The sequence below is a fragment of the Corynebacterium sp. LK14 genome, from assembly GCF_008042215.1.
Classification (GTDB): Bacteria; Actinomycetota; Actinomycetes; order Mycobacteriales; family Mycobacteriaceae; genus Corynebacterium; species Corynebacterium striatum.
Genome location: NZ_NOVQ01000009.1, coordinates 595341 through 610288 on the forward strand (window position 1 = coordinate 595341; position 14948 = coordinate 610288).

The following is a 14948-nucleotide window of genomic DNA, read 5'->3' on the forward strand; positions in this document are numbered from 1 at the left end:
TAGGGCTAATGGGACGTGAGGCTTTATACCAATTGGGTATTGAGCCGCATAGAATACCTGTGGTCATTTTGGCCACGGTGGGTATCTATTTGGCCTTCATGATTTTGGTCAAGCTCTTTGGTACCCGCGTACTGACATCGATGACCGCCTCTGACGCGGTCATCATCATTATGTTCGGCGCGGTTTCGGGCCGTGTGATTGTGGGTAACCCGCCCACCCTGGCAGCAGGTATCGTCGGACTTTTGACTCTGATGGTGTTGGAGGCGGCCTTCGGTACGTTCCGCCGTTATATTCGTTGGTCACGCTACATCGACCGTCGACCTGTACTTCTTGTCTATGACGGCGAGTTATTGCCTGAGAACATGCATTTTGCGCACATTACGGAAAGTGATGTTAACTCGGCTACTCGCAAGGCAGGGCTGGGTCGGCGCGCGGACATCCAGATGATGATCTTGGAGCCCACTGGCCAAATTTCGGTAATTAAAATTGGACAGTTCGTCGATCCCACTTTGTTCCGTGACATCTTGGGAGCTGAGCGCATTAAAGGAATAGAACACGAGGCGGGGGATTAGTAGCGGCTCGTGCCTCCAGGCCGGCAGAATAGAGTTCGAGCAGGAAAACAAGAAAAGCACCTGCTCAAAGCAGGTGCTTTACATCGAAGCTCAGGAATGAACTAGAACTTCAGGTACTTGTTTGCAAAAGCGAACAGTGCGCCAAGTGCAGAGATAACAGCGGTGAAGACGCCGATCCAATCCTTGATTTGCTTGGCCTGGTCCCCGGAGTCTTTGCCATTCGAGTTGGAGGAGCTGAGTTCGGAGGAAAGCTTATTGCCTTCGGGTGTCTTGGTGGAGGAAGGAGTGGTAGTTGCGGTAACCTGCTCAGACTGTACGGTATCCTGAGCCATAGCAGCGCCAGCGCCGCCGAAGGAGATGGTTGCAGCTGCTGCAGCGGCAACGAGTGCCTTGCGGGAGAAGAACTTCATATGTTCAATCCTTAAGAGTCGGGAATTTCAAAGACTCCATGAATGTTAGTGTTGCTCCTAGAGTTTTGCAACACCTTTGCCAAGAATTAATTCTGTCTGTGAATTAACTGGACGTTAAGGTTGGGTGCTCGTTGTACTGCGGATATAAAATCAAGTGAGTCTAAACCAATAAACCAAATGTGAACGTGCCGGGCTGACCTGAATTTTTCTTAGGTTCAACTGCGGGGGCAGAGTGCGAGAAGTAAATAAAAGAGCCCTTTCCAGCTGCTGTGACTGGAAAGGGCTAATTTTCGGTCCCTCATTGTGGGGGAGGAGCGCCGTGGTCCTAGGTTTAGGAGGAAACGGTAGCCGTGGAAATCTTGATTTCTTCAGCTGGCTTGCCGTCGGTGGCACCGCCTTCGACGCCAATCTTGGCAATCTTGTCCAAGGTCTTTTGACCCTGGTCGGTGAGGTTGCCGAAGTAGGTGTAATCAGGAGCCAACATGGAGTCGGCGTAATTGATGAAGAACTGGGAACCGTTGGTGTCCTTGCCAGAGTTGGCCATTGCGATGGAACCCTTCGGGTAGGTCACAGGCTTCTTTCCAGCGGAGGAGTCCACCTCATCGGTTGGGTATTCGTTGGCGAAGCTAAAGCCAGGGCCGCCGGAGCCGGTACCAGTTGGGTCACCGCACTGGAGGACATTCAAACCGCCGGAGGTCATACGGTGGCAAATGGTGTCATCGTAGAAGCCACTCTTTGCCAGGGAAGTGATTGCCTGCACTGTGCAAGGGGCGAGAGAACGATCCAGGTCCATTACGATGTCACCCTGATTGGTCTTGAACGTGACCTGAACGGTGCCCTTCGTGGAGACGTCTTTGCCGCTAGGGGCCTTGGCGCCATTGTCGTCGCGGCTGTCATCCTCGTACTTGCACTGGACGCTTGCCGGGAGTGCTTCCTTACGCTTACCGCTCAGTGCAGTTGCTTCGGGAGTTTTATCCTGGCTTGAGGTTGCGGCAGTGCTGGATTCCTCAGCTACGACCTTCTCCTCAGAGTTGTCGCGTGTTGCAAAGAAGTAAATTCCGCCAACAAGGGCGAGAATGACTACGAGCGAAGCAGCAACGACGCCTAACGGGCGAGTCTTCTCTTTGCGGTCTCGGGCCTTGAGCTCGCGCTCAAGGCTGTTGAGCGCCTCTTCACGGCGCTGTGCGTTGTTGGGCATGTAAGTGTCCTTTGGCAATGGGTGTCTATGTCAGTCACTTGGGCTCGGTCGATTGAACTCGAGCATTACCGCACTGATTCTAGCTTGTGAGCAAAACTGGGCCTTATTCAGTCTCCTGTGAGTCTCATCTGATCCTCGTGGCGCTAGCTGTTTAGCTCCAGTACAGTGGGGCGCCATGACTACAGTGAACTTCCAAGGAAATGAAACCCAGATCGCAGGCGACCTGCCAGAGGTAGGTGCTCAGCTGCCCGAGTTTAACCTCGTTGGCACTGACCTTTCTGAGGTTACCAACAAGGACTTCGCGGGCAAGCGCCTTGTGATCTCCTTGTTCCCATCCGTTGACACCGGCGTGTGCGCGGCGCAGCTTCGCGCGTTCAATGAGAAGGCAGCGGGCCTGGACAACACCGTTGTCCTGTCCGTGTCCCGTGACCTGCCATTCGCTCAGGGCCGTTTTTGCGCAGCTGAAGGCATCGAGAACGTCGTCAGCGCTTCTGACTTCCGCTCTGATTTCGGTGAAAAGCTCGGCATTACCCTGCAGGGGTCCCCGCTGAAGGGCCTGCTCGCGCGCTCCGTCGTTGTCACCGATGAAAACCACAAGGTGATCTACACCGAGCTGGTTCCTGAGGTGACCACCGAGCCCAACTACGATGCAGCCATTGAGACACTGAGCTAATCACCTGACCGACGTCGCTTTCTATGAGCGCGGCGGCTTCGAGTGGCTTTCTAGCTAGCTAGCGCTTCCACATCGGTGGGGGCGCTAGACTGCGTTTTATGACTTTGAGCGTTTTAGGTTTCGCAGCGGGCCCCTATAAGACCAACACGTACATCGTGGCAAACGGTGCACGTGCCTTCGTGGTTGATCCGGGCATGCATGCGATGCAGCGCGTCCTGGAAATCGGTGCTGAGCAGGGTCTGACCCTCGAGGCGATCGTCCTCACCCACGGCCACCTGGACCATACCCGTGAAGCAGGGGACTTGGCGCGCCAGCTCGAACTGCCGGTTTATATCCACCCTGATGACGCATTCATGCTTGTCGACGGCTCCGGGGTCTCCGCCGAGTCCCAAGTGCTCTTTGATGCGAAGAACATGGTGCAGATTGAGGACCTGCGCGATCTGCGCGGTGGCGAGACTATCGAACTGGTTGGCCATGAATTCCGCCTCGAGCACGCCCCAGGGCATTCCCCGGGTTGCGTTCTCATTATTGCGGAAGAATTTGTCCTCGCCGGTGATGTTTTGTTTAAAGGCTCGATCGGGCGTACTGACTTGGAGCACTCAGATCCTGTGGCCATGCAGCGTTCGCTTGCTGGTCCGGTGTGGAACCTTGATGACAGGCTGGCTGTGTTACCAGGGCATGGCCCGACGACCACGATGCGCGCAGAAAGGGCCACTAATCCGTTCTTCGCCACGCTGCGGGATGTACTCTGATATGCGTGAGTGATAAGAAGCAGTTCAAGGCCCTGTCCGCCCCCAAAGGAGTGCCGGACTACATTCCGCCGCAATCGGCGACCTTCTACAAGGTGCGTGAGAACCTGGTTCACCAGGCGCATCTGTCCGGCTTCCAGCACATCGAGCTTCCGATCTTCGAAGACACTATGCTTTTCGCGCGTGGTGTTGGTGAATCCACCGATGTGGTCTCCAAGGAGATGTACACCTTCGCAGACCGCGGCGACCGCTCGGTAACCCTGCGCCCAGAAGGCACTGCGGGTGTGATGCGTTCGGTCATTGAGCACAACCTCGATCGCGGTCAGCTGCCGGTCAAGCTCAACTACTTCGGACCTTTCTTCCGTTACGAACGTCCCCAGGCCGGCCGCTACCGTCAGCTCCAGCAGGTGGGCGTCGAGGCAATCGGCGTCGACGATCCCGCATTGGACGCGGAGATTATTGCGCTAGCTGATCGTTCCTTCCGTTCGCTTGGCCTCAGCAAGTTCCGCCTAGAGCTAACCAGCCTTGGCGATCACAATTGTCGTCCTGCTTATCGTGAGAAGCTGCAGGATTTCCTCTTTAAGCTGGATTTGGACGAAGAGACCCGCAAGCGTGCGGAGATCAACCCGCTGCGCGTTTTGGATGATAAGCGTCCGGAGGTACAAGAGCAGCTTGTCGACGCCCCGTTGATGCTCGACCACCTCAACGAGGAATGCCGTACCCACTTCGAGACCGTCACCGGCCTTCTTGATGACATGGGTATTGAATACACCATCAACCCGCGCATGGTGCGCGGGCTGGACTACTACACCAAGACCTGTTTCGAGTTTGTGCACCCACTGCTGGGCGCTCAATCCGGTATCGGCGGCGGTGGCCGCTACGACGGACTTATGGCACAGCTCGGTGGTCAGGAGCTTTCCGGTATTGGTTATGGACTTGGCGTCGACCGCACGATCCTGGCTCTCGAAGCCGAAGGCATCGAGCTCGACGGCGTCGATCAGCGCGTTGCTGTGTTCGGCGTTGCGCTGGGCGCTGATGCGAAGCGTCGTATGGCTGGCATCATCAATGACCTGCGTAATGCCGGTATCTCTGCGGACATGTCCTTCGGCGACCGCGGACTCAAGGGCGCGATGAAGGGCGCTGACCGCGCAGGCGCGCGCTTTGCTCTCGTGCTCGGTGAGCAAGAGCTTGAAAACGGCGTTGTGGCCGTTAAGGACCTGGCAGCCCACGAGCAGAACGATGTGGCTATCGACGCCCTTGTTGAGCACCTACGCAACCAGCTGAACTAAGCCAATGACGTCAAAGGGCATCTCGCTGAGATGCCAAAGGCGCCTTCCTTCCTACATATCGATTAGGGAGTGAGGGGTCTTTTGTTTTGCTACTATGCGTTCGTGATGCCGCTTTTGATGCCCGCTAAGTAGATGCGCAGCATGCGCTTTTGGATATCGGGCACGTAGTTCTCCACCTGCACCTTCCTGGGGCGCACCAGCGTCAAGATACCCACCACGAAGTCGAGGTGCCCCACGCCGGGGCCGATTACTCCGTGCTGCTTTCCGAGCTCAATGAACCTTTCGCCATTTTCTTGTAACGCGTCGCGCTTCAATTTCAAATGCTCCGGCAGGGTATCTAAGTCTTCCGGCGCGAAGGAGGGAATGAGGCTGGTCAAACCCATCGTTGTGAGCTTGAGGGCATAGTCCAGGACGAAGTTTTCCGCGTCCGAAGGATCGGATTCGAAGTCTTCAATCAAGCGATTTTGGAAGACCAGGAAACCGTCGCTCATGTGTTCCGCGCACGCGTGAATTAGCGCTTCACGGTCCGGGAAGTTGCGGTAAAGCGTTGCAACGCCCACGCCTGCTTCCTGGGCAATCTTTTCAAGGGAGACCGAGTTGCCATGGCGTTTAAACATGGCACATGCCGCCTCTATGATGGCTATTCGACGGCGTAATGCATCGGCTCGCATGGAGGTAGGTATCGCTTTCTAGGTTAGAGTCTGTGCGTTAGCGATAAGACTACCTTTTGCCATGCAAGCCTTTTGCACTAGCACTCCACCTGCGTGACGGCGAAGCCTAGCGTCTTCGCGAGGCCACCAATGGAGGTCTCCTTGTACTTCGCCAGCATGTCGCGGCCGGTATCGGCCATCGTCTGCACGGCGGCGTCGAGAGAAACGTGGTGCGTGCCTTGGCCCATGCGAGCCAGGCGCGCGGCGTTGATGGACTTGACCGCGCCGATAGCGTTGCGTTCGATGCACGGAATCTGCACGAGGCCGCCGACTGGGTCGCAGGTAAGGCCGAGGTTGTGCTCTAGCGCAATCTCGGCGGCATTTTCGATCTGCGCCGGCGTTGCGCCCAGTAGTTCAGCCATGCCAGCCGCCGCCATTGACGACGCCGAGCCTACCTCGCCTTGGCAGCCCACCTCGGCGCCCGAAATGGAGGCGTTGTGCTTGATGATCATGCCGATAGCACCCGCAGTAAGTAGGTAGCGGCGGGCGGAATCGCGGGTGAAGTTCGGCTTGAAGTCGCGGGCATAGTGCAACACCGCTGGGATGATGCCGCAGGCGCCGTTTGTTGGGGCCGTAATCACTCGGCCGCCAGCGGCATTTTGCTCGTTGACGGCGAGCGCATACAGGTTGACCCACTCCATAGCGGAAAAGCCGAAAGACTTATCGTCGTGGCCCTCCAGCAGCTGCTTGTACATGCCCGGCGCGCGGCGTGGGACCTGCAGGCCGCCCGGCAAGATTCCGGAGGTGGAGATGCCGTCGGTGACGCACTCGCGCATGATGTCCCACACCAAATCCAGGTGCGCGTAGACGTATTCGAGGCCGCCGTCTTCTTTATGGAGCGCTTCCTGGTTGGCGGCGACAATCTCCCAGATCTTCAAATCGTGCTTCTCGCACAGCGCAAGCAATTGCTCGCCCGTGGTGAATGGGTAAGGAACATCGTCGGTGGATTCGGCCGCCGCCATGCCAGCAGGTACTTCGGCGGAGGCTGCCACCTCTGCGTCGAGTTCCTCGCGGGAGAGAATGAATCCGCCGCCGACGGAGAAGTACTCGGCGTGCTCTGCCAATAGGTTGCCTTCAGCGTCCCATGCGTCAAAGATGAGGCAATTCGGGTGCTCGGGGACCGGCTCGTTGTTGAACTCGATGGAATATTCTAACGCGCCCAGCGGGCCGTCGGTCATGCCCTTGCTCGGAATGGGCTGATCGGAACGCGGTTCAGCGTCAACCGGGACGGTAAGCGGATCCCAGCCGGCCAAGCCCAGAATCACCGCGCGGTCGGTGCCGTGGCCGCGGCCAGTCAGCGAGAGCGAGCCGCGCAACTCGGTGTGCACCTTGGCTGGATGCTCCGGCAGCGTTTTCAGGAACGCAAGGGCCGCGCGCATTGGGCCGACGGTGTGCGAGGAAGATGGGCCAATGCCGATGGAAAAAATGTCGGTGACGCTGATTGCCATGCTGGGCGGTGCCTCCTTTGTGAGTTTGGAAATTAAGTCGGGGGGTAGGTGGGGGGGGGAGTATGTCTGGGGGCAGGCTGTGGCTAAACCCGTGTTAATTGCGGTCTCGCTGCGGCCGAAACTCGTCTGCGACGAGGAGTATTGCATGTAGGCCGCGCATACAGTTTCTCCATGTTACCGCTTTGTCAGTGGTTCACTACGTGGAGTCAGCGTTGTTAGCCCCGCGGGGCGGGTGTGACCAAGGTCAAATGATTTTGAGGGATAAGCCGATAGAAATTATTGAATTTTTAATGTGTGACTTACGGCCACAATGAATACTGTTTAGTATCCCGGTTCACATTAGTTAAGCAGTTTAGCGTGCCTAACAGTTGTGGCTGGATAAAAGTTCTTTCATTTGCTCTGTCTGATTCCTTGGGAGACTATCGTGAGTATCAAGACCGGACCCGAACCGCGGTCCGACATCGAATTTGTTGAAGTCGACGGCCAAGCACAGCCCATCGACGTAAAGCCGAAAAAGCTCATCGGTAACGTTGAGAAGGTCATCATTTTGATTGCCGCTATCGCTGCGGCTGCCGGTTGGGGAGTGCTCGCTCTCCACCGCGGTGAGACCATCAACTCCGTGTGGTTGGTCTTTGCGGCGGTGGGCTCCTACATCATTGGTTACACGCTTTATGCACGCTTGATTGAGTACAAGGTGGTTAAGCCACGCAACAACCGTGCTACCCCTGCTGAGTATGCAAACGATGGTAAGGACTTCCTGCCTACGGACCGTCGTGTTCTCTTTGGCCACCACTTCGCGGCCATTGCTGGTGCCGGCCCATTGGTTGGCCCGGTTATGGCTGCTCAGATGGGCTATTTGCCGGGAACATTGTGGATTGTGCTGGGCGTTATCTTCGCCGGCGCGGTGCAGGATTACCTGGTGCTCTGGGTATCTACCCGCCGCAAGGGTCGCTCGCTTGGCCAGATGATTAGCGATGAGATGGGCAAAGTCGGTGGCGCCGCGGGCATCCTGGCCACCATCGCCATCATGATCATCATCATCGCCGTGCTGGCGCTGATCGTCGTGAACGCTCTTGCTGACTCCCCATGGGGTGTTTTCTCCATCACGATGACCATCCCGATCGCCATTTTCATGGGCCTGTACCTGCGATACATTCGCCCCGGCAAGGTCACGGAGGTTTCGGTCATCGGCGTCATCCTCTTGCTGGCAGCCATCATCGGCGGCGGCTACGTTTCCGGCACTGAGGTCGGCGCTAGCATGTTCACCTGGTCCAAGGAAACCCTGGCATTCGCGATCATCGGTTATGGCTTGGTCGCTGCCATCCTTCCAGTGTGGCTTCTGCTTGCGCCACGCGACTACCTGTCAACCTTCATGAAGATCGGCGTTATCGCCTTGCTGGCCATCGCCATCGTTATCGAACGCCCTGAGGTCCACATGCCTGCGGTTACCTCCTTTGCTGTTAATGGCAACGGCCCGGTCTTTTCCGGCAACCTCTTCCCATTCTTGTTCATCACTATTGCCTGTGGTGCGCTTTCTGGTTTCCATGCGTTGATTTCCTCCGGTACTACGCCGAAGCTCATTGAGAAGGAGTCTCACATGCGCGCCATCGGCTACGGCGGCATGATTATGGAGTCCTTCGTCGCAGTCATGGCACTCATTTCTGCAGTCGTCATTGACCGCCACATGTACTTCGCAATGAACTCACCGGCAGCTAAGACACTGGGTACTCCAGAAGGCGCGGCGGACTTCGTAGCAACCCTGCACCTGCCGGGCGCCGGCATTACCGCTGATCAGCTTGCCGCAGCAGCTCAAGCAGTGGGAGAGGAAACCATTGTCTCCCGCACCGGTGGTGCTCCAACCCTTGCTTATGGCATGTCCCAAATCATGACCGAGATGCTCGGTAATCCGGCAATGCAGGCATTTTGGTACCACTTCGCCATCATGTTTGAGGCCTTGTTCATCCTGACCACGGTGGACGCTGGTACCCGTGTTGCACGTTTCATGATGTCGGATTCGCTGGGCGCAATCCCGGGCCTGGGCAAGTTCCGTGATCAGAGCTGGAAGCTTGGCACCTACCTGTCCACCTTCTTCGTGTGTGCACTGTGGGGTGCCATCCTCATCATGGGTGTTACCGACCCGCTGGGCGGCATCAACGTCTTGTTCCCGCTCTTCGGCATAGCCAACCAGCTACTTGCCGCAATGGCACTCGCTTTGGTGCTTGTGGTTGTTATCAAGAAGGGAATGTACAAGTGGGTATGGATTCCAGCTATTCCATTGGTGTGGGATCTCATCGTGACAATGACCGCTTCGTGGCAAAAGATTTTCAGCTCCGACGCTTCTATTGGTTACTGGGCCAACCACGCAAAGTACAAGGAAGCAGCAGCACAAGGTCTTAGCGAGTTCGGATCTGCCAAGAGCGTCGAAGAGATTAACGCCGTTGTCCGCAACACCTTTATTCAAGGATGCCTCTCTATTCTGTTTGCGGTGCTGGTATTGGTAGTTATCGGTGCGGCAATCGTTGCCTGCGCCAAGGCTCTCCAGCAACGTTCTGCAGGTATTGAACCTGAGGACTCCGAAACCGAATTCATTCCATCCAAGCTCTTTCTTCCACGTGGTCTCATGCCGACAAAGCGCGAAAAGGAAGTGGCAGCGGAGTACAACATGACCTTCGAGGAAACAGGAGGGCATTAGTGATTACGGCGCTCAAAAAGATCTCCTGGTACTTCGGCGAGCTCATGGGGGACCATGCTTACGCTAAGTACTGCGATCACCTCCGTGCGCATCATCCTGATGCTGAGATTCCAACGGAGCGTGAATATTGGCGCGCCCGCTACGCCGAACAGGATGCCAACCCCGGCGCGCGGTGCTGCTAACACCGTGCGCGTTGGCTGAGTACCAAAAAGTCCGTCACCTTAATCTAAGTGGCGGACATTTCTTAGTTTCCGTCGTGGCCGGAGAGTAGAGAACTAAAGGGGGTGAATTCCTCTTCCAAATCCAAGCCGGTTTTACGTGGTGCAGTTTGCTGACTTGCCGTGATGTCGGGGCTGGCTAATCCGCCCACGCGATCGGAAGGGATGACAATGAGGTCCGCGAGTTCCTTGGCGGCTCTTTCGATGCGGCGTGTGGTCTTTGCTCCCTCGTCAGTGCCGAAGTCCTCTGTGGCTTGGAAGATTCCGGTTGGAACGACGGTGGCATGCAAGTAGTTAAACAGCGGACGAAGCGCGTAGTCCAGAACCAGCGCGTGGCGGGAAGAACCACCGGTAGCGGCGACCAAGGTCGGAAGGTGGTCGAGTGCGTGTGGATCCAAGGTATCGAAGAACATCTTGAAAAGGCCCGAGTAGCTGCCTTGGAAAATGGGCGTTACCGCAATCAACCCGGACGCATGCGAGAGTGCTCGCTTTGCTTCGTCGAGCTGGGGCGTTGTAGCACCCCAATTGGTCATCGCCTCAGCCAGCTCAGTGGCTAGCTCGCGTAGTTCGATGACGGTTACTTCGAGCCCTTCACCGCGAGCGCCGACTTGGGAGACTACGGCTTGGGCCAGGGCGTCGGCTAGCGCGCGCGTAGACGACGGCGTGGAAAGGCCAGCCGTGACGACGACGAGTGAGCGCATGAAAGAATTCCTCCTAGGAACAGATTGTCAATCGGTCTATCTGCAGTTGTACTTATGAAGCGTCTTCACCAGGGTTGACGCGGAAGTGCGGCGAGCCAGGATTGGCCTTGAGCGTTGCGTGCGTCGGCGGGTTTGAAGCGACATGGTCGGGGCGGCGGGCCTCCATGCGACGGCGTAGCTCAGGCACAACTTGGGTACCGAGGAACTCTATCTGCTGGAGCACCACCTCCTGTGGCAAACCAGCGTGGTCAATGAGGAAGAGCTGACGCTGATAGTCACCGACCCAATCTGCGAATTGCATCGTGCGATCGATGACCTGTTCTACGGTGCCGACCGTCAGCGGCGTTTGCGCGGTGAAATCCTCCAGTGAGGGGCCGTGGCCGTAGACGGGCGCATTGTCGAAATAAGGGCGGAAGAAGTCTTTAGCCTGCTGCTCGGTTTCGCCGATGAACACCTGGCCGCCAAGTCCCACGATTGCCTGGTCGGCGCGGCCGTGGCCGTAAGCCTCGAAGCGACGGCGGTAGATGCTGACCATCTTTGCCGTGTGCTCCTTGTTCCAGAAGATGTTGTTGTGGAAGAAGCCATCGCCGTAATAGGCAGCCTGTTCGGCGATTTGCACGGAGCGGATAGAACCGTGCCATACGAAAGGCGGGACGTCGTCAAGCGGGGCAGGCGTGGACGTATAACCCTGCAGGGCAGTGCGGTACTTGCCCGACCAGTTGACCACTGGCTCACGCCATAGGCGGCGCAACAGGTGGTAATTCTCAACCGCCAGCGGGATGCCTTCGCGAATGTCTTTGCCAAACCATGGGTAAACCGGGCCGGTGTTGCCGCGGCCCATCATGAGGTCTACGCGCCCGCCAGACAGGTGCTGTAAGAAGGCGTAATCCTCAGCAATCTTCACCGGATCGTTGGTGGTAATTAGCGTTGTCGAAGTCGAAAGCAGCAGGTTCTTGGTTTGTGCTGCGATATACGCCAAGTGAGTAGTCGGGGAGGAGGGCACGAATGGCGGATTATGGTGCTCGCCCGTGGCAAAAACATCGAGGCCTACCTCCTCGGCCTTGAGCGCAATTTCCGTCATATTGCGGATACGTTCGGCTTCACTAGGCGTGATGCCGCTGGTTGGGTCGGTGGTGACATCACCGATGGTGAAGATGCCGAATTGCATATGAAGTCCTTAAGGTGTGTTCGCCAACGAGTGTATATGACGTGTCAACATGAGGGCGGTGAGCTTTATTCCCACTCCAGCGCATCGACCAAAACTGCGCGGTCAGTGGGAGTGGCGATGCTCAACGGGCGCTTATTCTTGGCGCCATCTTCTGTAAAAATTAGCGCGCAAGGATGCGTACCGTCCTTGGCCAATTCGGTCAGGGGCATCGAGTGCTTCTTGTGCGGTAGCTGTGCGGGGAAGGAAAGCAGCACGGTCACTTGCTTCGGCGTATTCCAAAACCTTGCCAACCGCCACGCTGGTCACGTGTTTGTCGTCAGCTAAATCAGCGGCAATCCAGCGGGCTACCACGTTAGCTGTCGCCAGGTCACAGCGCAGCACCAGGTGCGACCGGAACGCCACGAGTTCGGCACGTGCCCTCTGAGCTCAACCGAAAGCGAGCCCTAGACTGAGAAGGTTTGGGGCTCGCTTCTTATGTTTTGGTTAGCGATAGATCGTGTCGCGCCTTCCAACAGCAAAAAACTCGATCGTGATGGTTGATTCGTGAATGAGCGCGAGGATTCGATAAGCGCCGACACGGTAGCGCCATTCGCTAGATCGATCACCTGTGAGGCCTTTGCCAAAAGCGCGCGGCTCGGCACAGCCTTCGAGATGGGTTTTCATCCAAGTGAGCAGAAGCTTGGCATCGAATCGGTCCATCTTTTTGAGTTGTTTCCGAGCCGAGGCGGTGAGCTCAACGCTGTAGCTAGGGCTGTTGGCTGACATTAATCAAGCTCTTCGAGAACATCATTGATGCTAAAACGCTGTCCGTCATCGGCTTCGATGGCGGCTCGAAGTTCCTGAAGGTCGGCATGATCTTCGATTTTCTCCAGCATTGCGCTTCGGGCGAATTCCGAAATCGTTGTGCCTTCGAATCCGACATACTTGCGGACGAGCTCGGCGTCTTCGTCGCTCATGCGTACGGTCATAGTTGTCATTCGATTCTTCCTCCTCGTTAACGATTTGAATACATTGTATTCACCCATCGAGAATGCGGCAACGGTGCTCTCTGCCTCGATGTGCTCACAATTGGGATGCATAGGTCGCTTGTACCATCGCTGCCGCGCGACATTCAGGTGAAGGTGTCCGATGGTTTTAAAAGGTTCCAAGACACATAATGAAGTTTGTGCTAACTTGCGAGCGGGTTCAGACCCATACCGACCACCACAATCTCCGACTGAAAGGAAATCGCTATGCTCAAGCGACTAATTTCGTCATGTATTGCCGTGAGCATTTCAGCGGCAGGTAGCGACTGCCCCTAAGGAGTAGGTGGGAACTAGCTTGAGTCTTCAAAAGATCCTGTGGGTTTGTGCAGGTGTTGTGACGCTGATTATGGGCATCGGAAGTGGAATCCATTGGGTGCTCGGCGTTGCCCTTTTCTTCATCGCTGCCGTAGCAACAGCACGGTTCATTGCTGCAAAATCGGAACTAGCAGGCGGACGAGCGGCTATCGTTGTGCTTGCCGCCTGCGTGGCTGTTGGCTTCCTCTTTCCACTCGTCCTGCCACTCGCTTATATCGGATACGTTGCATGGACGTGGTATTCGATTGCGTCCGGTGATGAAGGCGTGGCTGGCGCGCCGGGACGATCGCTGGTTTGACGTCGCAAGCCGCTGCCGGAGGACAAGGCGTAGGCCTGCCGCGTCAGCATGAGATTACTCGGATGGCAGTGTGCCGAAGTCGGCGACGAGGTCGCCCAGGGGGAAGCGATAGCTGGGGAGGCGGACCTCGAAGAGATCGAGCAAGGCGGCGAGGTAGTGGCGCTCGCAGTAGAGCTCGGCGTCGGAAAGCGCGGCGCGTCAGTTGCGAATCCACTCCGGGGTCACACGGGCCGCGACGGCAGCAGCCTTCTTCGTCCCATACGGAGCTTTGGTGTAGGCCATCACCAACCCCTCGCGCTCAGCCGGGCTGATGTCCTCCTGGCGGCGCAGGCCCTGCGGAGGTACTACAACAGTCATGAATCTGTATCCACTCAGAATCAAGCAGGTTCACAACTAGGCTGACACAAAGGGCGAACAGCACATTGGGAGGGAAAAGAAAGGCAAAGCCCGTTGCAACATCCTGGTGGATGCGGCAACGGGCTGAGGGCTGTGGCGCAAGTTGGCCAAGCAGCTAGTAAGGCATTGCGTTCATTAGGACTTATAAGCGTTGCGGCCCAAGTAGTCGCACTGCGACATCTTGCCGGACTTATAGCCATTGATGAACGCTTGGGCACGGTCCGCGGAGGAGCCGTGAGTCCACTGGTCAGGGCGGACTTGGCCGCCGGAGCGACGTTGGATGTTATCGTCACCCACTGTGCGGGCGGTATCGATGGCGGCTTGTGCCTGCTCATCAGTGATCTGCTCTAGCTTGGCATTGTCGCCTTCGTCAGCGTGGAAAGCCCAGATGCCTGCGTAGCAGTCAGCCTGCAGCTCGATCTTCACAGCATTGGAATCCTCACCCGGCTGGTTGTAGTTGGAAAGGCCCAACGTGCCCTCAAGGTGCTGGATGTGGTGGCCAAACTCGTGGGCCACGATGTACATCTGCGCAAGTGGAGCGTTTTCCGCACCGAAGTTTTTGAGCTGCTCAAAGAATGAGGTGTCGAAGTACGCTGACTGATCAGCAGGACAGTAGAAGGGGCCAGTTGCCGCGGAAGCCTGGCCGCAGCCGGACATGGTGGAGTTCTTGAACACTACTCGGCCAGGCTCGGTGTACTCGATGCCTGCTTGGGCGGGAAGCTGTTCTTTCCACACAGCATCCACCGACTGAGCTGTGTAGTCGACGCGGCAGTCGTCGTACTTGTTGCCGTCTTCAGCCGTCTTGCAATGGTCGAGATGTCCGGAGCTGGTGTCTTCGCCCTGCTGCTGGCTGCTTTCGGCGCCGAGCAACTGGCCTAGATCGCCAGGATTACCACCCATGAGCAGGAACAGGCCAATGAGGACGATGGTGCCGATACCGCCGCCGGCAGCGATTGTACCGCCACCGCGTCCGCGGCCACCCGTGGTGGCTCGTTTGCCGTCGAAACTTGCACCAGATTTAAAAGTCATGGATTAGATCTTGCCATAAAGGCAGTGCACACGACCATGAGTGGGGGTGAGGGGCGT

At 56.9% G+C, this 14948-nt stretch carries 18 protein-coding genes; 7 read left to right on the forward strand and 11 right to left on the reverse strand.

Annotated features, from left to right (window positions below; all coding sequences use genetic code 11):
• Positions 1–8 precede the first annotated feature (8 nt).
• On the forward strand, positions 9–572 hold the full coding sequence (locus CHU71_RS06150) for a DUF421 domain-containing protein (RefSeq protein ID WP_005529229.1): 564 nt from the start codon (positions 9–11) through the stop codon (positions 570–572).
• 101 nt (positions 573–673) lie between these two features.
• Here CHU71_RS06150 and CHU71_RS06155 read toward each other — a convergent pair whose 3' ends face one another.
• Together CHU71_RS06155 and CHU71_RS06160 are read right to left on the reverse strand one after the other, a co-directional pair.
• Positions 674–982 (reverse strand): hypothetical protein, encoded by a 309-nt coding sequence (locus tag CHU71_RS06155; protein WP_147760482.1) that lies wholly within the window; start codon positions 980–982, stop codon positions 674–676.
• 331 nt (positions 983–1313) lie between these two features.
• Entirely contained in the window at positions 1314–2180 is an 867-nt protein-coding gene (locus CHU71_RS06160) for a peptidylprolyl isomerase (RefSeq protein WP_147760483.1), read from the reverse strand.
• Positions 2181–2355: 175 nt separating this feature from the next.
• On the opposite strand from CHU71_RS06160, the gene tpx reads away from it, so the two are divergent.
• The 3 genes from tpx (at position 2356) to hisS (ending at position 4891) form a co-directional block, all read left to right on the forward strand.
• Positions 2356–2853 carry a thiol peroxidase gene (gene tpx, locus CHU71_RS06165; protein WP_147760484.1) on the forward strand — a complete coding sequence of 166 codons (498 nt, stop codon included), beginning with the start codon at positions 2356–2358 and terminating at the stop codon, positions 2851–2853.
• 98 nt (positions 2854–2951) lie between these two features.
• Positions 2952–3605, forward strand: coding sequence for an MBL fold metallo-hydrolase (locus tag CHU71_RS06170; RefSeq protein ID WP_147760485.1), 654 nt, complete (start codon positions 2952–2954; stop codon positions 3603–3605).
• Between the two features lie 5 nt (positions 3606–3610).
• Entirely contained in the window at positions 3611–4891 is a 1281-nt protein-coding gene (hisS, locus tag CHU71_RS06175; RefSeq protein WP_147760486.1) for a histidine--tRNA ligase, read from the forward strand.
• 92 nt (positions 4892–4983) lie between these two features.
• On the opposite strand, the gene CHU71_RS06180 is transcribed toward hisS, so the two are convergent.
• Positions 4984–5562 carry a TetR/AcrR family transcriptional regulator gene (locus CHU71_RS06180; RefSeq protein WP_070509035.1) on the reverse strand — a complete coding sequence of 193 codons (579 nt, stop codon included), beginning with the start codon at positions 5560–5562 and terminating at the stop codon, positions 4984–4986.
• A gap of 77 nt (positions 5563–5639) precedes the next feature.
• Positions 5640–7049: an L-serine ammonia-lyase gene (locus CHU71_RS06185; protein WP_046646623.1), complete on the reverse strand. Its 1410-nt coding sequence runs from the start codon at positions 7047–7049 to the stop codon at positions 5640–5642.
• Between the two features lie 424 nt (positions 7050–7473).
• On the opposite strand from CHU71_RS06185, the gene CHU71_RS06190 reads away from it, so the two are divergent.
• Positions 7474–9741, forward strand: coding sequence for a carbon starvation CstA family protein (locus CHU71_RS06190; RefSeq protein ID WP_236593728.1), 2268 nt, complete (start codon positions 7474–7476; stop codon positions 9739–9741).
• Positions 9741–9923 carry a YbdD/YjiX family protein gene (locus CHU71_RS06195; RefSeq protein WP_005529243.1) on the forward strand — a complete coding sequence of 61 codons (183 nt, stop codon included), beginning with the start codon at positions 9741–9743 and terminating at the stop codon, positions 9921–9923. The genes CHU71_RS06190 and CHU71_RS06195 overlap by 1 nt, the downstream gene beginning before the upstream one ends.
• 62 nt (positions 9924–9985) lie before the next feature.
• Here CHU71_RS06195 and CHU71_RS06200 read toward each other — a convergent pair whose 3' ends face one another.
• From CHU71_RS06200 to relB, 5 genes are all read right to left on the reverse strand, one after another.
• The gene (locus tag CHU71_RS06200; protein WP_147760488.1) at positions 9986–10660 is read right to left on the reverse strand and encodes an FMN reductase; all 675 of its coding nucleotides are present in this window, start codon (positions 10658–10660) and stop codon (positions 9986–9988) included.
• Between the two features lie 52 nt (positions 10661–10712).
• Positions 10713–11828, reverse strand: a complete 1116-nt coding sequence (locus CHU71_RS06205) for an LLM class flavin-dependent oxidoreductase (protein WP_049063960.1) — start codon at positions 11826–11828, stop codon at positions 10713–10715.
• A gap of 65 nt (positions 11829–11893) precedes the next feature.
• The gene (locus CHU71_RS06210; RefSeq protein WP_147760489.1) at positions 11894–12088 is read right to left on the reverse strand and encodes a hypothetical protein; all 195 of its coding nucleotides are present in this window, start codon (positions 12086–12088) and stop codon (positions 11894–11896) included.
• 223 nt (positions 12089–12311) lie between these two features.
• Positions 12312–12593 (reverse strand): type II toxin-antitoxin system RelE/ParE family toxin, encoded by a 282-nt coding sequence (locus CHU71_RS06215; RefSeq protein ID WP_147760490.1) that lies wholly within the window; start codon positions 12591–12593, stop codon positions 12312–12314.
• Entirely contained in the window at positions 12593–12805 is a 213-nt protein-coding gene (relB, locus tag CHU71_RS06220) for a type II toxin-antitoxin system RelB family antitoxin (protein WP_187272030.1), read from the reverse strand. Before relB ends, CHU71_RS06215 begins: the two co-directional genes overlap by 1 nt.
• Positions 12806–13148: 343 nt before the next feature.
• On the opposite strand from relB, the gene CHU71_RS06225 reads away from it, so the two are divergent.
• Complete coding sequence (locus tag CHU71_RS06225; protein WP_147760491.1) at positions 13149–13466, forward strand: hypothetical protein; 318 nt, start codon at positions 13149–13151, stop codon at positions 13464–13466.
• Positions 13467–13664: 198 nt separating this feature from the next.
• Here the strand turns inward: CHU71_RS06225 and CHU71_RS12820 are convergent, their stop codons facing one another.
• Positions 13665–13823, reverse strand: a complete 159-nt coding sequence (locus CHU71_RS12820) for a hypothetical protein (RefSeq protein ID WP_187272031.1) — start codon at positions 13821–13823, stop codon at positions 13665–13667.
• A gap of 174 nt (positions 13824–13997) precedes the next feature.
• Entirely contained in the window at positions 13998–14891 is an 894-nt protein-coding gene (locus CHU71_RS06230) for a neutral zinc metallopeptidase (protein WP_147760492.1), read from the reverse strand.
• Between the last annotated feature and the right edge of the window lie 57 nt (positions 14892–14948).